The 21,617-nt window shown below is 32.6% G+C and carries 20 protein-coding genes and 2 tRNA genes; 10 read left to right on the top strand and 12 right to left on the bottom strand.

Annotated features, from left to right (window positions below; translation table 11 throughout):
- Positions 1-37 precede the first annotated feature (37 nt).
- From oadA to F555_RS0104405, 3 genes are all read right to left on the bottom strand, one after another.
- The gene (gene oadA, locus F555_RS0104415) at positions 38-1,741 is read right to left on the bottom strand and encodes a sodium-extruding oxaloacetate decarboxylase subunit alpha (protein WP_018154009.1); all 1,704 of its coding nucleotides are present in this window, start codon (positions 1,739-1,741) and stop codon (positions 38-40) included.
- A gap of 445 nt (positions 1,742-2,186) precedes the next feature.
- A tRNA-Glu gene (locus tag F555_RS0104410) sits at positions 2,187-2,261 on the bottom strand.
- A gap of 24 nt (positions 2,262-2,285) precedes the next feature.
- Positions 2,286-2,363 (bottom strand) — tRNA-Arg (locus F555_RS0104405).
- A 212-nt stretch (positions 2,364-2,575) separates the two neighbouring features.
- On the opposite strand from F555_RS0104405, the gene F555_RS0104400 reads away from it, so the two are divergent.
- The 5 genes from F555_RS0104400 (at position 2,576) to F555_RS0104380 (ending at position 4,598) form a co-directional block, all read left to right on the top strand.
- On the top strand, positions 2,576-3,133 hold the full coding sequence (locus tag F555_RS0104400) for a DNA-directed RNA polymerase (RefSeq protein WP_018154008.1): 558 nt from the start codon (positions 2,576-2,578) through the stop codon (positions 3,131-3,133).
- Positions 3,134-3,235: 102 nt separating this feature from the next.
- Entirely contained in the window at positions 3,236-3,412 is a 177-nt protein-coding gene (gene spt4 / locus F555_RS0104395) for a transcription elongation factor subunit Spt4 (RefSeq protein WP_018154007.1), read from the top strand.
- 52 nt (positions 3,413-3,464) lie between these two features.
- Positions 3,465-3,944 (top strand): GTP-dependent dephospho-CoA kinase family protein, encoded by a 480-nt coding sequence (locus F555_RS0104390; protein WP_018154006.1) that lies wholly within the window; start codon positions 3,465-3,467, stop codon positions 3,942-3,944.
- Positions 3,945-4,107: 163 nt separating this feature from the next.
- The gene (locus tag F555_RS0104385; protein ID WP_018154005.1) at positions 4,108-4,419 is read left to right on the top strand and encodes a 30S ribosomal protein S24e; all 312 of its coding nucleotides are present in this window, start codon (positions 4,108-4,110) and stop codon (positions 4,417-4,419) included.
- Positions 4,419-4,598, top strand: a complete 180-nt coding sequence (locus F555_RS0104380; RefSeq protein ID WP_018154004.1) for a 30S ribosomal protein S27ae — start codon at positions 4,419-4,421, stop codon at positions 4,596-4,598. Before F555_RS0104385 ends, F555_RS0104380 begins: the two co-directional genes overlap by 1 nt.
- A gap of 54 nt (positions 4,599-4,652) precedes the next feature.
- Here F555_RS0104380 and F555_RS0104375 read toward each other — a convergent pair whose 3' ends face one another.
- A complete protein-coding gene (locus tag F555_RS0104375; RefSeq protein ID WP_018154003.1) occupies positions 4,653-5,657 on the bottom strand; it encodes a site-2 protease family protein in 1,005 nt (334 codons plus the stop codon).
- Positions 5,658-5,920: 263 nt separating this feature from the next.
- Between F555_RS0104375 and F555_RS0104370 the strand changes: the two genes are divergently transcribed.
- The gene (locus tag F555_RS0104370; RefSeq protein WP_083876328.1) at positions 5,921-6,463 is read left to right on the top strand and encodes a S26 family signal peptidase; all 543 of its coding nucleotides are present in this window, start codon (positions 5,921-5,923) and stop codon (positions 6,461-6,463) included.
- A 7-nt stretch (positions 6,464-6,470) separates the two neighbouring features.
- On the opposite strand, the gene F555_RS0104365 is transcribed toward F555_RS0104370, so the two are convergent.
- From F555_RS0104365 to F555_RS0104330, 8 genes are all read right to left on the bottom strand, one after another.
- The gene (locus F555_RS0104365) at positions 6,471-7,643 is read right to left on the bottom strand and encodes an NAD(P)/FAD-dependent oxidoreductase (RefSeq protein ID WP_018154001.1); all 1,173 of its coding nucleotides are present in this window, start codon (positions 7,641-7,643) and stop codon (positions 6,471-6,473) included.
- Position 7,644: 1 nt separating this feature from the next.
- A complete protein-coding gene (locus tag F555_RS0104360; protein WP_018154000.1) occupies positions 7,645-7,809 on the bottom strand; it encodes a 4Fe-4S binding protein in 165 nt (54 codons plus the stop codon).
- Positions 7,810-7,957: 148 nt separating this feature from the next.
- Complete coding sequence (gene yjjX / locus F555_RS0104355) at positions 7,958-8,647, bottom strand: inosine/xanthosine triphosphatase (RefSeq protein WP_018153999.1); 690 nt, start codon at positions 8,645-8,647, stop codon at positions 7,958-7,960.
- A gap of 88 nt (positions 8,648-8,735) precedes the next feature.
- Entirely contained in the window at positions 8,736-9,884 is a 1,149-nt protein-coding gene (locus F555_RS0104350) for a pyridoxal-phosphate-dependent aminotransferase family protein (RefSeq protein ID WP_018153998.1), read from the bottom strand.
- A gap of 122 nt (positions 9,885-10,006) precedes the next feature.
- Entirely contained in the window at positions 10,007-11,344 is a 1,338-nt protein-coding gene (purD, locus tag F555_RS0104345) for a phosphoribosylamine--glycine ligase (protein WP_018153997.1), read from the bottom strand.
- Between the two features lie 129 nt (positions 11,345-11,473).
- Positions 11,474-11,986 carry an MJ0936 family phosphodiesterase gene (locus F555_RS0104340; RefSeq protein ID WP_018153996.1) on the bottom strand — a complete coding sequence of 171 codons (513 nt, stop codon included), beginning with the start codon at positions 11,984-11,986 and terminating at the stop codon, positions 11,474-11,476.
- Positions 11,987-12,050: 64 nt separating this feature from the next.
- Positions 12,051-12,788 (bottom strand): uroporphyrinogen-III synthase, encoded by a 738-nt coding sequence (locus F555_RS0104335; RefSeq protein WP_018153995.1) that lies wholly within the window; start codon positions 12,786-12,788, stop codon positions 12,051-12,053.
- Positions 12,789-12,866: 78 nt separating this feature from the next.
- On the bottom strand, positions 12,867-13,148 hold the full coding sequence (locus F555_RS0104330) for a hypothetical protein (protein WP_050559938.1): 282 nt from the start codon (positions 13,146-13,148) through the stop codon (positions 12,867-12,869).
- Between the two features lie 273 nt (positions 13,149-13,421).
- On the opposite strand from F555_RS0104330, the gene eno reads away from it, so the two are divergent.
- The 4 genes from eno (at position 13,422) to alaS (ending at position 21,496) form a co-directional block, all read left to right on the top strand.
- On the top strand, positions 13,422-14,714 hold the full coding sequence (gene eno / locus F555_RS0104325) for a phosphopyruvate hydratase (protein WP_018153993.1): 1,293 nt from the start codon (positions 13,422-13,424) through the stop codon (positions 14,712-14,714).
- Positions 14,715-14,874: 160 nt separating this feature from the next.
- Positions 14,875-15,369, top strand: a complete 495-nt coding sequence (locus F555_RS0104320) for an acylphosphatase (RefSeq protein ID WP_018153992.1) — start codon at positions 14,875-14,877, stop codon at positions 15,367-15,369.
- Between the two features lie 178 nt (positions 15,370-15,547).
- Positions 15,548-18,649 (top strand): pentapeptide repeat-containing protein, encoded by a 3,102-nt coding sequence (locus F555_RS0104315; RefSeq protein WP_018153991.1) that lies wholly within the window; start codon positions 15,548-15,550, stop codon positions 18,647-18,649.
- 126 nt (positions 18,650-18,775) lie between these two features.
- Positions 18,776-21,496, top strand: coding sequence for an alanine--tRNA ligase (alaS, locus tag F555_RS0104310; RefSeq protein ID WP_018153990.1), 2,721 nt, complete (start codon positions 18,776-18,778; stop codon positions 21,494-21,496).
- Positions 21,497-21,617 lie beyond the last annotated feature (121 nt).

The following is a 21,617-nucleotide window of genomic DNA, read 5'->3' as shown; positions in this document are numbered from 1 at the left end:
AGACTAAAAACAAATAAATAATAGTGGTGGTTTCTTTTTATTTGATTATCATTAAAATATCTCCCACGCTTACAGAGTGCCCTTCATTGACGACTATTTTTTCTACTCTTCCATCAACAGGGCTTTCTACAGGGTTTTCCATTTTCATGGCCTCTAACACCATTATAACGTCTCCTTTTTTGACGGTGTCCCCTTCTTTAACTTTGATTTTGGTTACCATACCTCTAAATGGTGAAGTTACTGCACCTTCTGTTTCTGCAGTATAAGTTTCCTTCTTTTTCTTCATTTCAGTACCATATATTGGTTCAACTTTAACGTTGTACACTTCCCCATTGACCTCAATTGCGTATTCTGTTGGAATTTCCATGAATTTGGATACTTCTTTTTCTTCAGGTATTGCTTCTGCTTTTAATTCTCCTCTCAAGAATTTAACTGCAATTTGTGGGTAAAGTGCATAGGTTAATATATCCTCTTCCTGGGATACTATACCTTTCTCCATAGCTTCTTTTTTTCTTAATTCATATTCTGGTTCCAATAGGTCTGCAGGTCTGCAGGTTATTGGTTTTTCACCGTCTTGGAGTACTCTTTTCATGAGCTCCTTGTTAATCGGTGCAGGAGATTTTCCATAGTATCCTTTTACATAGTTTGCAACTTCGTTTGTAATTATCTTGTACCTTTCCTCTGTTAAAACATTCATAACAGCTTGAGTACCTACTATCTGGGAAGATGGCGTCACAAGTGGTGGATATCCTAAGTCTTTTCTAACTTCTGGAATTTCCTTAAGTACTTCTTCAAATTTATCTAGAGCTCCCTGTTCCTTCAACTGAGAGACTAAGTTTGAAAGCATCCCTCCAGGTACCTGGTATAAAAGAATTCTTGTATCGACTCTTTCGGAGATAGGATTTATTAAGTATTTGTACTTTTCCCTGATTTCGCTGAAGTAATCCCTTATTTCATTTAATAATTCCATATCAAGTTTTGTATCATATTTTGTCCCTTTTAATGCCGCCACAATACTTTCAACTGGCGGTTGGGAGGTTCCCATTGACAACGGTGATATTGCACAATTTACTACATCCACACCAGCTTCAATAGCTGTCATGTATGTTAAAGGAGCTATACCGCTTGTACAATGACTATGGAGGTCTATTGGAACTGAAACTTCTTCTTTTAACCTTTTTATAAGTTCTTTAGCATCGTAAGGTCTTAAAAGACCAGCCATATCCTTAATAGATATAGAGTCACATTCCATCTCTTCAAATTTCTTTGCAAGTTCTACAAACTGATCAATTGTGTGAACAGGGCTTGTTGTATAACAAATAGCTCCCTGTACATGAGCTCCACATTTTTTTGCAGTTTTCATTGCAACTTCTAAATTTCTAACATCATTTAATGCATCGAATATTCTAATAATATCAATTCCGTTTTCAACGGATTTTTGCACGAATTTTTCCACAATATCATCAGGATAGTGCCTGTAGCCAACTAAATTTTGTCCCCTTAAAAGCATCTGTAAGGGAGTATTTTGTATCCTCTTTTTCAACGCCCTTAATCTTTCCCATGGATCTTCATTTAAGTACCTAATACACGCATCAAATGTGGCGCCTCCCCACACTTCCATTGAAAAAAAGCCCACTTCATCCATCTTTTCTGCAATAGGTATCATATCCTCGGTTCTCAACCTTGTAGCCATTAAAGATTGATGTGCATCCCTAAAAGTAGTATCGGTTATTTTTACCATAATATCCCTCGTGAATTTATAAAAAAGCCTAATGGATATTAAATCCAAAATAGAAATAAAGTCATCCGGATAGCTTTAATTTGATATAGTCCATCCCTAGGCGGTATATTCATTAAATTAAGCAAATTCTGAAGAGATTTACAACATTCATGAGCTTTGCTCACTCCAATTGACAAACTCTTCGAGTTTGTAGCCCTACCGATTTAAGAGTTATGAAACCATAAGGCTTTCATAACACTCACTTCGTGAGCTCCGATCATTAAATAATTTAAATTAATTGAAGTAACATTAAATTTATTAAAATATATTTTTTAGTATTTGGATTTACGGGATGAACCATAGTTCCTCTAATGGATATAGCAAAATTCATATTTATATTTTATTAAAGATTGACAATATTTATCATACATTTAAATACATAAATCAATGTGTTTATAAAAATAAGTGCTCCGGCCGGGATTTGAACCCGAGTCGCGGGCTCGAAAGGCCCGCATGATTGGCCGGACTACACCACCGGAGCGTGTGCATAGATATAAAGGGTTAATGGCGGACCCGGAGGGATTCGAACCCCCGATCCCCGGCTTAGAAGGCCGGTGCCGTATCCAGACTAGGCCACGGGCCCCCTTCTTGTTTACCTTTCAGAGCATACAATACGATAGATATTCTACTATATAAACTTTTCGTTTTAGAATTTTGAACGATTATCCGTTGAGTATATATATCATAAAATAAATATAAAACTGTAGCTGTTTTATATTTTAAAAATTGTTTATATACTCTATCGTACTAATCTGCTACTGTTTTATGAACCTTAATAAATCATGAGGTGATTATTTGTATAAAATTTTAACAATCTCAGATACTGTTAGAGTACCTCCGCACATGTTTGGAAGGCCCATAAAAGAAAACATCCACAGGATACTAATGGAAAAATATGAAGGTATTTTGGATAAAGATATGGGTTTCATTTTATCAATTGTAGATGTAAATGAAATTGGAGAAGGTAAGGTAATCTATGGGGACGGGGCGGCATACCACCCAACTGTATTTGATGTTTTAACCTATGTTCCAGGACTTCATGAAGTCATAGAAGGTGAAATCGTCGATATTGTAGAATTTGGTGCCTTTGTAAGGTTAGGACCTCTCGATGGTTTAATCCACATCTCCCAGATTATGGATGACTATGTAAGCTACGATCCTAAGAGAGAAGCAATAATCGGAAAAGAAACAGGAAAAGTCCTTGAAAAAGGAGATAGAGTAAGAGCTAGGATAGTAGCAGTCAGTTTGAGAGAAGAGAAGAAAAGAGGAAGTAAGATAGCATTAACAATGAGACAGCCAGGATTAGGAAAATTAGAATGGATTGAAGAGGAGAAGAAGAAAAACAAGGCATAATTAATATTTTATTATACTTAGCTCTCCAATCTTGGATATATACAAAACACGTATTTTATTTGCCAGATATATTATTTTTAATTTATTTTGAGGTGAATTTTCATGAGAGCTTGTTTAAAGTGTAAATATATAACAAAAGAGGATAAATGCCCACTTTGTGAGGGTGAAACATCGGAAAACTGGAGGGGACTCTTAATAATTTTGGATCCTGTAAATTCAGAAGTGGCTAAAAAAGCCAAAATAGATTGTAAAGGTAAGTATGCATTAAGTGTAAAATAAGTGCAATTAAAATTCACATCGAGAAAATAATACGTGACAAGATAGTGACAAAATGTATGTGCTAAATGAAGATGTAAAGGACATACTTAAAAAGCCCTTTGGAAAAGTATATAAAGAACTACCGCCCATAAAAGGAAGAGTTGTTTCTATAGGTGATGTAACTACAAAAAACCTTTTATCAAAGAATATAGTACCTAATTTATCAATTTTTGATTTAAAAACTAAAAGAACTATTAATGTTAACATAACCCATAATTTTAAAAGAGTCTTTGAAGTTAACAATCCTCCCGGATGTATAACTGATGAAGCCATCGAAAAAATTAAATACCTTTCCACTATAAATGATAAGGATATTGCTTTGATAGTAAAGGGAGAAGAGGATTTACTTACCATTCCTGTTATTAAATATTTTCCCGAAAATACTATGGTCCTTTATGGACAGCCTGATGAAGGCGTAGTAATATTGAAAATCACAAAAGACCTGAAACATAAAATAGACGAAATACTTAAAATGATGGAAACGATTGAGTGAAAACCTTCGGTTTTCACAGCTCTCCGTTTCACTACGATTGAGTGAAAATTCCTTTGGAATTTTCCGACTATTTGATTGATGTTACGAAACCTTTAAAAAGGTTTCATCCACATTATATTCATTAAGATGGATAAAGATTTTAAAAGTTTTATGGTGATATTGAATGGAAATAAAGATTGTTTCAGAGAGAGAAAATCCATTATTGGATAGAAAAGAAATAAAATTTACAGTATCATTTGAAGGAGCTACCCCTTCAATCAAAGACGTAAAAATGAAACTTGTTGCAATATTAAATGCAGACAAAAATATGCTCGTAGTTGACAAACTTGACCAAGAATTTGGTAAAATGGAAGTGAACGGATACGCAAAAATATACAACAACGAAAAAATGATGAACTTAATCGAAAAGAAGTCAGTTTTAGAAAAAAACAAAATTGAAGAAGAAGTGGCAGAACAAGTTGAGGAGGGACAATAATGGCTAAAACACAAAAATACCAATACTATAAAGTTGAAGGGGACAAAGTAGAAAGATTAAAAAAGACCTGTCCTAAATGTGGCCCTGGAGTTTTCATGGCTGAACACCTAAACAGGTTTGCATGTGGAAAGTGCGGATACACAGAATGGAAAAAGAGCGAAAAAGTTGAAGAAGAATAAATAAAAAATATAAAAATATGTTATTATTTTTTTAATTTTGATTATACCATTATCTTATTGACTGTTTTTTAGTCCAAGAATTTTTAACGTTCTCACAAGATCTGTTTTTGATATTATTCCCTCTAACTCGCCGTTGTCCATTACGTAAACTCTATCTGCACTATCCATTGTGTATAGTAGCTCACTAATATCGGAATCTTTGGAAATTATAACCGGAGGTTTCATAAGGTTTTCTATTTTTTCATTTTTATCTGCATTTGTAATATCTGCAAAGGTTATGGTTCCTAGAATTTTACCATTTTTAATTACTGGATACCCCATGTACCTGTAGTTTATCAATGTGTTTATAAATTCTTCGACAGTCATATCTGGAGAAACATGAACCACATCTTTTGACATTATGTCTTTAGCTTTTATATTACGGAACATTTCATCCATAAGAAGTACCCTATATTCTTGTGAAGCTCCATAGTATATGAAAAGAGCAATTAAAACCAATATAACATTTAAGCTCAGTAAACCTAGAACTAAAAGCATCAATGAAAGAAATTGACCTACGGTAGATGCTATTTTTGTAGCTTTTAGATAACTGTACTTTTTTGACATCAGAGCTCTGAATACTCTACCGCCATCCATTGGGAAAGCCGGCAGTAAATTAAATATCCCTAACATTATATTCAGTACTCCAACTGTCTGAAACAATGGATAGTTACCCATGTTTATATCCATAAAGCTTGAGAGTATTAAGAATAATCCTCCCAAAGTAAGACTTACCAGAGGACCTGCAATAGCTATTTTAAACTCCCCCTCCTTGGAGATCTGGCCCATCATAGCCACTCCACCAATAGGAAGTAACAGTATTTTTTCTATAGTTATTCCGTATTTTTTAGCAACATATGAGTGTCCTAACTCGTGTAATACTACAGATGTAAATAGAAAAATATACAATATGAGCCCTTCAACACCCCAAAAATAAAAAACTACCAACAGTAGTAAAACGAATGTTATATGTAGTTCAATGGGTATTCCCATAACTTTTGCTACTCTAAAAGACTGCAAATTTTCCCCTCCAAGTAAGTATATGCAAAATATATATTAATAGATATAAAACCTTTTACATTGTCCAATAGATTTAAACCATATAATTTCTATAATTAATATAAATTTATCAAATATTTGGAAAACATTAATAATATTATTATAATATGGTGGTGTGCCTTACTTATTAAGCCACTATATAAACCACTATAATTCCATAAAACTGAAACGAAATCTAAGGTGGTATAATCAATAAAAAGGACGTAGTTGAATGGATAATTTTTATATCGATATTACTCATTGTTTGGAGCCACGTTAATGTGGTGGTATCAGACAGTATGTATCCGATAATGGAAAGAGGAGATTTTGTAATTGTAGAAAATGCAAAGTATGAATTCAATCCTAATGATTTAAAAGTTGGCGACATTGTAGTTTACAGAGCTCACTGGCCAGACTATAAACAAAATTATGCCAAATATGTAGTTAAGATAAACAATAAATCTTTAGTTGTTTTTGAGGGAGACGCTACAAAACCAGTAATACATAGAATTATCGAAAAAGTGGAACTAGATGGTAAAACATACTACATAACAAAAGGAGACAACAACCCAACTTATGACCCTGAACTAATCTCGCAGGATCAAATAAAACAGAAAATAATCGAGATAGGAGGAAATCCATTAATCATACCGTATTTAGGATATATTAGTATTATACTAAAAGAGAATTTATTCTTGGTCCTGTTACTGGTTGGTTTATGGTATGCATATGACTATTTAAAAAATAAAAGACGACAGAAGGAAAAAAATAACATGGTGGATGATTAAATCAGATTTAAATCAAATCTTTAAAGTACTTCAAAAGTGATGGAGACTTCTTTATTATTTTAACTGCTATTTTTTTCAAATCTATATCTTCTAAATCTCCATCAATGGCATCTGCAATAGCATTTAATTCATCCTCATTTAATTTTTGAAGAATGTTTTTATACTTCAGATCCTTCATCAGATTCTTATAGTGCTTCTCCTTCCACCTGTTTTCATACTTCATAAGACATTCTTCTGAAAACTCGTTCTTTTTAACACATTCTGCCGCAACTTCACCGGCTATTGAACCACAGTCCATTGATAGGTAGATTCCCCCGCCTGTCAAAGGACTTATGTGACCTGCTGCATCTCCAACAACCATTAAATTATCTTTTACCGTTTTTTTGATAGGCCCTCCAACTGGAGCTCCACCACATTTAAATTCAACTGGTGTGGCTTTGTCCAATCTACCTTCCAAAATAGGATTCTCTAAAAATTCATTTAAATAATCAATGGCTTTCTTTTTAGAATCAATAACTCCTAATCCCACATTTACAGTATCTCCTTTTGGGAATAACCAAACATAACCCTTTGGAGATACATCTCCAAAATAGAATTCCATCATGTTTTTATCGAGTAACTTGGCATTTACCATTTCATACTCTGCACATGAACATATTTCTTTAGGATTCTTTTTAGTCTTTAATCCTGCCATTTCAGCAACTGAGCTCTCCACACCATCGGCAGCGATTACAACTTTAGCCTTTACAACATACTCTTCATCGAGATGCTTAATAATAACATCATAGCCTTCCCCATTATGGTCTAGACCTATTACTCTACTTTTGACTGCAATATTTGTCCCCACTCTTGCACTCCTTATGGCAAGATACTTATCAAATATTTTTCTTTCAACAATATAGCCGTCTGTTTTTCCTCCTTTAACAACAATTCTTTTGCCGTTTGGAGCTATTAAATAACCTCCTTTAATATAGTTCCTTACAAATGATGAATCTGTAGCTATCCCAAAGTTTTCTAATCTTGGTACTGCTTCTGCACACCTTACTGGTTCCCCTATTTCTTGAGATTTTTCAACCAATAGTGTCTTTGCACCATTCTTTGATGCATAATAGGAAGCCATACTTCCTGCAGGTCCAGCACCAACTACTACCACATCATAACTATACGTTAGCTCCCTCATGCTATTCCTCCAAAGCGTTTAACGGACATACTATCGCACACAATTTACAGTTTTTACATTTTTCATCATCAATGATAATCGTATTTTCTACCAATTCTATGGCCATATTTCTACATACACCGACACAGGCTCCACAGTATCCACATTTCTCATGATTCACTTTCATGGTATCACTTTGAACTTTTTGAAAATAGTACATCCTCCAAAGAGGGCTATAAAATCCATCAGGATTTCACCATATATTAATTACCATATAAACTTATAAAAAATAGTATTATTCAAAAATCCCATATTTAAATATTATTTTACTTATTTTAAAAATCAAGTTTTACATTTCTGGTCATTCTAGGTATCATGGCCATTATAACCGCATCCCTGCACAAGTCTATCCTTTTTATGTTATCATCTGTTAAATATCCAATTACTCCGTTTTTCTGTCCTATATTTTCTATTCCATATATTTTTTCTGCAACAGAACTACACTCGGTTCCTTTTTTCATCTCCTTTACTAATTCCTTAGGAAGTTGAAAACCTTGGGACGTTCCGACGGTAAAATCTAATCCATCATAAACTACACAGACATGAATATCCATATACTTCCCTTCCTGAAGAGAACCTACTTCGGTGTCAGAACAGAGCTCTACTAAACCAGCCTCTATACCAATACTATAAAGCGCAGGGTTTTTTTCCATTGCATTTTTTGCCCTATTTATTGCACCTCTACAGGTTTCTTTAAAGCCTATTGGTTGTTCTGAAACTCCACTTTCAACATCAACACCTACAACAAGTACATTACCAATTGTTTTCAACATGGCCTCTTCAACTGCTTTGATTTTAACAGGGTTTTTACTTCCTACAGAAACCACCCTTAACTTATGACCTGCAGGACCTCCCCTTAGCATTCTAGCCTTCTCCATACACTCATTATCATCACAGAGAAAGCTTCCAAATAAATAAGTCTTAGCGGGTTTTCCACATATTTCGCACACTTTAGAATCGAACATTTTTCCACCAGGATTCTAATGAATATTATCCAAAAAAGTGAAGGAAAAAAGAAATTATTTTAGCTAATGTAAGCTCAGCTAACTTTATTTATTTCATTAAAACTTCTTTTGCAGCTTCAACTCCACTATCAACCTTAACTCCTAATTCCTTGAATGTCATTTCAACTGCAGCCAAGGTTCCAAGTACGTGGTATTCTCTAGCTTCACCCATGTGACCTAATCTGAATATTTTTCCACTTAGGTGTGCCTGACCACCGGCAACGAGTATTTTGTATTTTTCAGCAAGTAACTTTCTAAACTTAGAATCCTCTACTCCTTCTGGGTATTTTGCAGAAGTTACAGTAACTGACCTTGCCCTTTCTGTTGCAAATAATTCAATTCCCATAGCTTCTAAACCAGCTCTTGTAGCTTTAGCAAGTCTTTCATGTCTTTTGAATCTATTTTCTAAACCTTCCTCTAAAACTACCTCAAGAGCTTCGTTCATTGCATAGGTTAATGAAACTGATGGGGTGTAAGGTGTTTCTTTCTTGGTTTCCCATCTCTTTTTATATGTTTTAATGTCGAGATAGAATGATTTTGTTTCGGTTTTATCTATAACTTCCCATGCTTTTTCACTTACTGAAATAGCAGCCATTCCTGGAGGTGCAGCAATACATTTTTGTGATCCTGTAACACAGAGGTCTATGTTGAACTTGTCAACATCAACATAATCTCCCCCCAATGAAGAAACAGTATCTACAACGTATAAAGCGTTGTAGTCTTTTACTACTTTTCCTATTTCTTCAATTGGGTTTTTAGCACCTGTTGAAGTTTCGTTGTGAACTATGGTAACGACTTTTATGTCTTCGTTTTCTTCTAACACTTCCTTAACTTTTTCAGGTTCAGCCATGTCGCCCCATTCATTTTCTAATTTAATTACATCCCCTTTGTAAACTGAGGCTATTTTATAGAATCTATCCCCAAAGTTACCATTTACAATTGTTAAAACTTTATCTCCTTTGTCAACGGTGTTTGAAATAGCCATATCCATTGCTGACGTTCCTGAGCCAGTGATTAAAAATACGTCATTTTCTGTTTGAAAGACTTTTTTCATTTTTTCTACAGTATCTTCAAGTAATTCCCCATGATCTTTTGTTCTATGGCCTATTATCGGTAGAGCCATTGAATTTAAAACCTTGGTTGAAACCATTGTAGGTCCCGGAATCATAAGTAATTTTTCCATGTCCAATTTTTTCATGTACATCCCTCTAAACTACGATTTTTTAAGGGTTTATACTATCGCAATTAATTATAATTGTAACAAAACTTATGGTTCAATACTATTTATAAATATTCCCTTAACTGAATTATAATTGGTTTTTATTTATTTCTAAGTTTATTCATCTTTTCAACTTTCTTTTTTATTAAATTGGTTCTTCCAATATCTTTTCTGTAAAATACTTCACCACTAATATTTTGAATGGCATTTTCAGCTATTTTTTCAGCTTCCTCAATATCATCTGCAATACCTACCACAGCGGCACTTCTGGATCCAGTTATGTAAAGTTTTCCATCCTCTTCGTTAACTGAAGCATAGAACAGCACAGCCCCAGCTTCTTTTATTTTGTCTTCATTTACGGTTATTTCTTTGTTTTTAACTGGATTCACTGGATAGCCGTTTGGAACTACATACTTACATACTGTAGCTTTATTTTCAAACTCAACATCAATTTTATCTAGATTACCTTCAGTTATTGCCTTACAAACTTCCAAAAAGTCTGTTTTTAATATTGGTAAAAGGTTCATAGCTTCAGGATCTCCAAATCTTGCATTGTACTCTATTATTTTAGGTCCATCTACGGTAAGCATGAACTGACCATATAAAAAGCCGTGGTAAGGTCCAACTTCTTTTTTAATTGCTTTTACGGTGTTTTTCATTATTTCCTTGGCTTCTTCTAAATCTTCTTCAGTTAAAAATGGTAGGCTGTGGTTTGGACAGGAGTAAGAACCCATTCCACCAGTTATTGGTCCTTCATCGTCTTCATAGGCATGTGGGTGATCTTGAACAGGCGGCATAAAAACAATATTATTTCCATCTACAAATCCATGAAGTGTAAATTCCACACCAACCAATTTTTCTTCAACTATTATTTTTCCTCCGCCTATACTCTTCTCGAAAACTTCCTTGGCATATTCTTTTGCCTCTTCATTGTCCTTTAACTGCTCTCCAACAACTTTAACTCCCTTACCGCCTGTTAAACCTACTGGCTTAACTACAACGTCTTTGCCTATTTGAGTCATTTCGTCTATAAATTCCTCTAACTCACTGCAGTAGCTATCAAATGCCTTGTACTTTAAAGAACCTTTGATATCGTATTTTTCAAATAGGTTTCTCATGAATTCTTTGCTTGTCTCTATTTGAGCTGGAAGCCTTTTTGGACCTACAGTAGGGATATCCATTTCCCCGAGTAAATCAGCAGCTCCAACACCTAGTGGTGCCTCTGGACCAATTACTGCCAAATCAGGATTAACTTCTTTTACAAACTCCTTTATTGCATTTAAATCTGTTTCACTATTTATTGATACTTTTTCTGAGATTTTTGCAATTCCGGGATTTTTATTTTTCATTAATGTGTATAACTTAACGTCTTTGTTTCTTTTTAATGCATCTGCAATAGCATGTTCCCTTGCTCCGCCTCCAATAAGCAAAACCTTCACTTTATCACCTTAAAAACTCTCTAATAAAAACATCAACATAGTATATTATGGTATATTTATAATGTTTGGTTGTTCAATAGAATATAAATGTAAAACAAAAAACAACTAATAAAATATAAAAATTATCAATTAAAATTCTAATGATTCTAAGTCAATTTCCTGATATTCTCTTGACTCGGTGCTTAAAATACCTACAGTAGAATATCCTGTTAAATAACCACAACATTCCCCAGGATTTATAACTAAAACACCATCAATCTCTTCAAATACCCTGTCGTGGGTATGCCCATAAATAACAACGTCATATTTTTTAGACTCGATAATTAAATCCAGAATTTCCTTATTAGTTCCGTGTAATACGAAGAATTTAAGCCCATCGGCTTCAAAAGAAAGATAATCTTCCAATTCATTATCTTCATCTAGTTCTTTTAACCATTCTCTTAATTTTACCCTTTCACCATCATTGTTCCCATACGTTGCAATGATTCTTGAGTTTAATTTTTCAAATTCTTTTATAACAAACAAACTTACAAAATCACCACAATGAACAACTAAATCAACTTTTTCACGATTAAAAAGTTCAATGGCTTTTCTTATATTTGGTAGATGGTCGTGAGTATCAGACAATATCCCTATCTTCATAATACCACCATTTGGAATACATATTGTCATATTTTGGCCATTTTACTATTTTTACTTATCCTTGTTATTCACTTAGTTTTTTAATCACATTCAACATTCCATTAATAGTATATTCATCCGAAGGTATTAACGAATCAAAACCATATTTATCAACGTTCTTTTTAGTTATTGGACCTATGGAAACCACATACTGGTCTTTTAACAAGTTTAAAAGTTCCTCATCTGAATTCTTAAAGAAATTCTTTGCAGTTAATCCACTTGTAAATGTTAAAACTATCTTTTTACCATTTTCTTTTTCTTCCCTTACAATTTCTTTTAACTTTTCAAGCTTTTCTTTTATATCTTTAGGTTCTTCAGAAGAATACACAAAAACCAAATCAACGTTAGGGAGATTTTTCTTTAAAACATCTCTTGTTGAGGGGGTTGTGGGAATTAATATCTTTTCATCTTCCTTTACTACCTTTTGCAAGGCTTCCAATAGATTTTCTGCAGTGTATTTTTCAGGGACCACATCTACATCTTTATTGAAAATTTTTTTAAACTCTTTGGCAGTTTCCACACCTATGGCCCCTATTTTTTTATCCTTTATCTTTTTTAAATCATCTTCTTTTAAAATTCTAAAGAGACCTTCAGCACCCCTTGGACTCGTAAAAACTATCCAGTCGTATTTATCCAAATCCACTTCAACATCTTTAAAAACGAGATCCAATGTAGGGATTAATATGGGCTCAAAGCCTTCTCTATCCAATAGCTTAGCAAAATAAATTCCTTTTTCTTCAGGTCTTGTAACTACCACTTTCATAGTATCACTTAAACATAATCAACTAACATAAAGATATTATAAAAAATTAAGAGTTTAAAAATCGTTAAACAACGAAAATTATAAACTCATCATATTTATGTCTCTCAGATAAGACCTTACCTTTTTCAGGTTTTCCTCGAGCTCCTTCATACTATCTAAATCCAACCTAACATCCTCCCCATGTACAAAACCTTCAGAAATCTTAAACTCTAACTCCTTGCTACTTTTGACATCGTATTTATCATATAACTTCCTTAATTCTTGTTCCATTTCGTCCAGTTCTTCCCTAAATACCTTTTTCATAGATTTTATGATTATTTTATCATCTACTTCCATCAAATTATTATATTCTTTCAACATATCCCCCAAACAACTTTAAGATATATAAAGATTGATTTTTAAATTATAAATAACTACCTAAATCAAAAACCTTCGATTTTTAATATGGTTTTTATACTTTAAACTACTTTTATTTATAAGGCATATCCAAGAGGCGAAGGATGATCTAAATATAATAAAAACCTTCGGTTTTCATCCATTCAAGTGCATAACTCAATTATAAAATTATTAAACCAATATTGGTGTATTTTTACATTAAAAATAAATATACAGTATTTTTATGGAGGTGAAATTTTGTTAAAAAATCTAGATGATTCATTTGACATATACGATATTCACGCAAGAGAAGTATTGGATTCAAGGGGAAACCCAACAGTTGAAGTTGAAGTATTAACATTTGGAGGAGGATATGGTAAAGCCATAGTCCCTAGTGGAGCTTCAACAGGTACCCACGAAGCTGTGGAGTTAAGAGATGGAGAAAACAGATTTGGCGGCAAAGGTGTTTTAAAGGCTGTTGAAAATGTAAATAATATCATAAAGCCGGAGTTAATAGGATACGATTCAAGATTACAGAGAGAAATCGACACATTAATGATAGAATTAGATGGAACTGACAACAAAGGTAAATTAGGTGCAAACGCAATATTGGCTGTTTCATTGGCTGTTGCTAAAGCTGCAGCAGAAACCGCTTCACTACCACTGTACAAGTACATTGGCGGATGCAACTCCTATGTAATGCCTACACCAATGATGAATGTTTTAAACGGTGGAGAACATGCTGGAAACGCTTTAGATTTCCAAGAGTTCATGATAATGCCGGTTGGTGCAGATAGTATTGCAGAAGCCATAAGAATGTGTGCAGAAACATACCAAACATTGAAAAAAGTTATTTCAGAAAAATATGGAAAAGATGCGGTCAATATTGGGGATGAAGGAGGATTTGCACCACCAATTAATGACATAAGAGAAGCTTTAGATTTACTATCTAACAGCGTTAAAAAGGCAGGTTATGAAAACGAAATAGTATTTGCACTTGACTGTGCAGCAAGTGAATTCTACAGTGAAAAAGATGGGGCATACATAATAAACGGGGAAAAAGTACCTCAAGAAAAATTAATCGAGCTCTACAAGGAATTAATAGATGAATATCCAATAGTTTCAATTGAAGACCCACTTTATGAGGAAGATTTTGAAGGATTTGCAACAATTACAAAGGAATTAAAAGGTATTCAGATTGTTGGTGACGATTTATTTGTTACAAACACCGAAAGATTAAGAAAAGGTATTGAAGTTGGGGCAGGTAACGCATTATTGTTAAAGGTAAATCAGATAGGAACACTTTCAGAATCAATTGATGCTGCAAACCTTGCATCTAGAAACGGCTATGGGGTTGTAGTTTCACACAGAAGTGGTGAATCAGAAGATGCAACAATAGCTGATTTAGCTGTTGCATTGAATGCTGGACAGATAAAAACAGGAGCTCCTGCAAGGGGAGAAAGAACTGCAAAATATAACCAATTAATTAGGATAGAAGAAGAGCTCGGATATCCTAAATACGCTGGAAAGAACTTCAGATGTCCATTTTAAATAAATAATTCTATTTTTTTACTTTTTTATTCTATTTTTACAAGGTTAATTATCAAGAAAGTTAATTCGGAGCTCACCGCCATAATAAACACTATATCGAATAAGTTATATAATCATCATGATGACATAATAACCATAATAAGAACTAAATGGTGGTGTTATGGCTACAACCTATGAGTTAAAAATATGCGGAATTGAACAAAATCCTTCGGATTTTGTAGCCCGAAGCAAAGCTCCGGAAGTTCAACACGTTGGGTTCAGGGATAGGATAGAAGACATAGGGAGAGGTTTGGGCGTTGATGGAGTGGTTTATAACTACGAGGATGGAACTGTTAGAATATTGGCAAACTTTGATGATGAGGAACTAAAAGAATTTTTTAAAAAAAGTATAAAGTTTTTGGAAAAAAAAGATAATTTAATTAAAATAGAGGAGATTGAAGAAAAAGAGCTAAATACATTTATTGAGTTTCCAAGTGGAATAAATAGGATTTCAGCAGATGACTTAATAGAATTAAACAAAAAATTAGATGAAGGAGTTAAATACATTAAAATGATTTTTGGAGTTTTGGAAGAGGTTAAAAAAGGACAGGATGCAATAATAAAAGGGCAAGATGAAATAAAAGAAATTCTTAAAAAGATTGAACAAAAACTTTAATGTCTGATATGGTCATCTAAAAAATAGAAAATCGGAGCTCCTGCAAGGGGGAGGAATGAACCACAAAATACAGTCAAACTTATAAAATTGAGGGGAGCTCGGATATCCAAAATACATGAAAGAACTTCAGATGTCTGTTTTAGATAGTTGATACTTTTTTTATGATTTGGGGGGAATTATGGAGAATGTTAAAATTATTTACAACGATAAAAATAAAAAAGACGAAGATTTTTATGAAGAGTTTATTAACGCATTGAAGAGTGAGGAAAAAGTTTTTAATTTAAATGATTGTGTTATCGATGGTAGCGTTTCTATTGTTGATATTTACAATAAAATTATCAAAGAAGAAGAAAATTTAAAAAATAGATTAATAAAAGAAAAAAATGGGGATATTTGCATTGATATTGATATTAAAATTGATTTTACAAATGTTGAATTTAAAGGGCATGTTAATTTTTATACTGGAGCGTATAGTAAGAGAACAATCCCGGGATATAATTACAATGGAAAATTAACTTTTTCAAAGCCATTTATATTTGTGAATTGTAAAGTTGTTGGGGATTTTAAAGCTATGAATTGTAAATTTGAATCTGAAGCCAATTTTTCAAGTTCTATTTTTGTAAGAGATGCTGATTTTAGAAATTCTGAATTTCATGAAATGGTAAGATTCAACAACACGGTATTTAGCGAATATATGAAAGATTATGATGGAAGTAGCAATTTTAAGAATGTTGATTTTTCAGGGGTTACATTCAAACATTTATGTTTTTTTGATGAAGCAGAGCTTTATGGAAAAGCTGAATTTTCAGGATTATTATTTAAATCTGAAAATGATGAAGTTGGTTTTAAATATTCTAATTTTTCACATGGAGTTTCTTTCAAAAAAGTTAAATTTTTTGGAGAAGTTCATTTTGGTTCATATTTTAGCAATAATAATTCAATAAATGCTATTGAAAATGTTAGTTTTGAAGAATCCGAATTCCATGGTAAAACATCATTCTATAACTCTGAATTTGATGCACAGGCATATTTTGAAAAATGTAAGTTCAAAGGAGAAACTTATTTCCAAAGTATGGTATTTAAAAATATTGTTAGTTTTGATAAATCAGTATTTGACAACCATACAGAATTTGCATGTAGTTTTGAAAGTATAATATCATTTAAAGAAACAGAATTTAATCATAGTGTTAATTTCATCTCGACAAAATTCAGTTCGAGTGATGAAAAAATTAAATCTCTTTTTAGTAAAAATTTCAATGAGGAAGACCTAAATAATACTGCATATACTAATTTTATCGGAACAAAATTTAACAACGCTTCATTTATATATTCCAATTTCAATACTGGCGTATTATTTCGTGGAGTTGAGTTTAAAAATGTGGATTTTTATGGTACTAAATTTAAAAGCGTATCATTTGAATTTTGCATATGTGATGGCGATTTTGTATTTTCTAATGAATATCCCAATATCAAAACAGAAGATATGGAAACGGTATTTAAAGGGGATGTATATATTAAATCTTGTTCTTTTAATTACATAGTTATATTTGATGGAATTAGATTTGAAAAGAATGTTGAAGTTATTGGATGTGAGTTTAAAAGAAAATTTAAATTAACAAATAGCTATGTTATTGGGAATATTACCATACAATCTTCAGAATTTAACAATATATTATTATCTGATTCTGAATTTATGGAGTATGTCAATTTTATAGATTTGTATTTTGAAAAGTATGCTAAATTCTCAAATTTAACATTTGAAAAATCCACAAAATTTTCAGAAACTATATTCAAATTAGTAGAGTTTCTGGACATATCATTCAAGATGGCAGTATTCTCAGAAATTATCTTTGAAGACATTATTTCATTTAAAAATAAAAATAATGAGTGTAATGCAGGAATTTTAATTTTTAACTCAGTTAGTTTTAAAAATTCTGCAACTTTTTTTAATATCCCATTGTCAAGAACTTCATTCTTACTAACAGATACAAAAAACGCAACGATTATTACAAACAATAACGATAATAGAACGATTATTACAAACAATAACGATAATAGAACTTTGGACGATTTATTATTGAAGTTAGTTAAAGAAGACATGAGTGAGATAAAAGAAAATTATCATAAAATAAAAAAGTTAGAAAGAGAACTAAAATTAATTAAAGAAAATAAAGAAAAAATTATAGAAATAATGGAAAATAATGAAATTAAAACACTTACCTACAGTATTGAAAAAGTAAATGAAGAAATAAAAAAAGTAAATGAAGAAATAAATGAACTAAAATACTCAATTAAAAATAACAAAGAAAAAATCAAAGATAGTATAGAATATGATAAAGAAGTTAAAAAGCTTAAAGAATTAGAAAATGAACTAAAAGAAAAACGGAAAGAATTAGAAAATGAACTAAAAGAAAAACGGAAAGAATCAGAAAAATTAATTAATAGAATGAAGCCAAAAATAAAAAATATTATTAATTGTGAAGATGATGAGGCCCATACATTATTCTTAGAAATTTTTATAGAAACTCTTTTACCATATTTGAGGGAAGAGACAGTTGTAAAAGAATATCGGGACATAAGAATGTCATTTGAAAATAATAGAACTTATGTTGAAGCGTCTGAATTATTTATTTATGAAATGGATTTAATAAGAGAAAGCACTATGCCACATTATGAAAAATTTAGAAACTATATGATAAATCAAGATATTCCTATAATTTCAATGTGTTTAATAATGTTATCTATAGTTGGATTATTATTGGGTGCGTATCCACTAATTATATTCGTATTATTTTTAACAATAGTGATAACATCCATAATATTGTATAACGCTCGAAACAACATCTTAAAGTATTTAAAACATTCAAAAGAAATTTTAGAAGGAATTGCATTTGACATATATAAGACAACTTCAAATTATGGAGAATCTATGGCAAAACCTTTGGTAATTTCTTTAATTTTTGTGTTGTTTGCATTCCCTATTTTATTACCAAACATTAATTTGGAAGTTATTATTAAACCAATTGGTTTATCCATTTATAATGGTGCGCCAGAACCATTAAAAACTACAATTTTACATTATGATGAATTACTTGGGCAAACATTAAGGGCATTTTTCCAATTAGGAATTGATAATAATATTATAAATTCAACAAATAGCACAATACAAAAAGAGCAGTTAAAAACATTGGCAAGTTATGAGTGGGCTATAAGAGTTATTTCACTAATTTTAATAGGTAGCATACTAATAGCAATCAAAAGAAGATTAGAAAGAAGATAAGCAAGTTAAAACAAGTTAATAATTATAAATATTTTCTATTTTCCTTAACTTAAAGTTTATGCAACGAAAAATTTTTAAACATGCACCATAAACTTAAGTTAAATTTAAATTTATCTGGTGGTCACTGTGGAAATAAAACATGATTATAGAGTTAAGCTCTTTGATGAAATGGGATTCATGAGAAAAAAATGTAAGGAATGCGGACAGTACTTCTGGACATTGGACCCAGATAGAGAAACCTGCGGGGACAGTCCTTGTGATAAGTATTCATTTATCGGAAATCCAATAACAAAGAAAAAATACACCTACAACGAAATGGTTAAAGAATACATTAAGTTCTTTGAAGAAAATGGGCACACACCAATAAAAAGGTCTCCAGTAATTGCAAGAAGATGGAGAGACGATATCCTTTTAACTATTGCATCTATTGCAGTATTTCAGCCTTGGGTAACTAAAGGAATAGTTGAACCTGTTGCAAATCCACTTGTAATTGCCCAACCATGTATAAGATTAAACGATATAGACAATGTTGGAAGAACAGGTAGACACATGACCTGCTTTACCATGGCAGCTCACCACGCATTCAACAAGGAAGACGATTTCAAATACTGGACAGATAAAACCGTGGAGCTCTGTTTCAACTTCATGAAGAGACTTGGAATAGATGAAAAATCAATTACATTTATTGAGAGCTGGTGGGAAGGTGGAGGAAACGCAGGACCTTGTTATGAAGTTATAACCCATGGTGTTGAGCTCGCCACATTAGTTTTCATGCAGTATGAAAAAATAGGCGACTCCTACAAAGAAATTCCATTAAAAATAGTGGATACTGGTTACGGTATTGAGAGATTTGTATGGGCTTCACAAGGCACTCCTACAGCTTACGATGCTGTCTTTGGCAACATAGTTAAAAAATTAAAGGAAAATGCAGGTATAGATAAAATATTTGAAAGCCAGGATTCAAGTTCCATTGCTAGCGCTCAGGATGTTGAAAGAATTTTGGCAGAAAGTGCCACACTTGCAGGATTGATGGATATTGAAAACGTTGGAGATTTAAGAGTCCTAAGAAAAAAAGTAGCTGAAAAAATCGGAATGGATGTAAATGAGCTCGATAAGATATTGAGCCCATTGGAGTACATCTATGCTATTGCAGACCATACAAGATGTCTTTCATTTATGTTTGGAGATGGAATCGTTCCTTCAAACGTAAGGGAAGGATATTTGGCAAGATTGGTTTTAAGAAAAACTTTAAGGTACATGGATAAAGTTGGAATCTCCATACCTCTCAAAGAAATAATATGCATGCAGCTCGAGGATTTAAAGGACCTTTATCCAGAACTAATGGAAATGAAAGATTATATAATGGACGTTGTAGATGCTGAAGAGAAAAAATATATCCAAACCATCAACAGAGGAAGAGGAATTGTCGAAAGAATGGTTAAATCAAAAACCGAAATATCATTGGATGACTTAATCGAGCTCTACGACAGTAATGGACTACCTCCAGAGGTTGTGCAGGATATCGTTGAAGAAATAAATAAGAAGGGCAAGAAGGAAATAAAAGTAACAGTCCCAGACAACTTCTATACAATAGTCGCAGAGAGACACGAAGAAGAGGGTGTAGAAGAACCTAAAGCCAAAAAACAAGAATTACCTGACGTTGATGCACCGGAAACCGAACTTTTATTCTACAAGAATCCTAAACAAAAAGAATTTGAAGGAAAAGTATTGAGAACAGTTGGAGACTATGTTATACTGGATAAAACAATATTCTACCCAGAAGGTGGAGGTCAAAAGTACGACATAGGATATTTAAACGATATAAAAGTTTTAGAAGTTCAAAAGAAAAACGGAATAGTTTATCACAAGGTCCCAGAAGTAAGTAGATTTAAAGAAGGAGACATAGTAAAAGGAACAATAGATTGGATAAACAGAGAAAAACTCATGAGAAACCACACTGCAACCCACATAATAAACGCAGCAGCTCAGAAGGTTTTAGGAAAACACGTTTGGCAGACAGGTTCAAATGTAGATACTGAAAAAGGAAGGTTGGACATTACCCACTATGAAAGAATTACAAGAGAACAGCTAAAAGAAATTGAAAAAATAGCAAATGATATAGTCCTAAAGGGAATAAACGTAAAATCTTCATTTATGAGCAGAAACGAAGCAGAACAAAAGTATGGGTTTAGAATATACCAAGGTGGGGTTGTACCCGGCAACACACTCAGAATAATTGAAATTGAAGGTACTGATGTGGAAGCCTGTGGTGGTACACACTGTGAAAATACAAGTGAAGTAGGATTCATAAAAATACTTAAAACCGAAAGAATCCAAGACGGTGTTGAAAGGCTGGAATACACAAGTGGAACAAACTCAGTTGAAGAAGTTCAAAAAATTGAAGATTTCTTAATTGAATCTGCAGATATACTGGGAGTTCCAACAACTCAGCTCCCAAAAACAGTTAAAAGATTCTTCGAAGAATGGAAGGAACAGAAGAAAACTATCGAGGAGCTCCAAAAGAAAATTGGAGAATTTAAAAAATACGAGCTCGCAAACAAATTTGAAAAAGTCGGAGAGTATGATGTTCTAGTGGAATTAGTAACCGGAACACAGAAGGAATTAATGTCAATTGCAGACAACATTACAGGAGAAAACTCAATTGTCGTACTCCTAAATGAAAATAACTATATCCTCTGTAAGAGAGGTAAAAACGTTAACTTAAGTATGAAAGAATTAATAAGAACAATAGCCAAAGGTGGAGGTAAGGACGACCTTGCCCAAGGAAAGTATTCTGATGATATCGAATCAATAAAGGCAAAAGTTATAGGAGCTCTCCAGTCTTAAATTGGATATATCATAAATTGAGTTTTATCCAAATTTAATATAAATTCACCTCTTTTTTCAGTTGTAGTCTTCACATAACTGCCAATATTGGCGTTAAGAGGTCTCAAAAAGTCATTAAATC

Origin of the sequence: Methanothermococcus thermolithotrophicus DSM 2095 (assembly GCF_000376965.1) — an archaeon.
Taxonomy (GTDB): Archaea; AGJL01; Methanococci; order Methanococcales; family Methanococcaceae; genus Methanothermococcus; species Methanothermococcus thermolithotrophicus.
The sequence above is the reverse complement of the archived record's forward strand: the minus strand, read 5'-3'. Positions and strand labels throughout refer to the sequence as shown.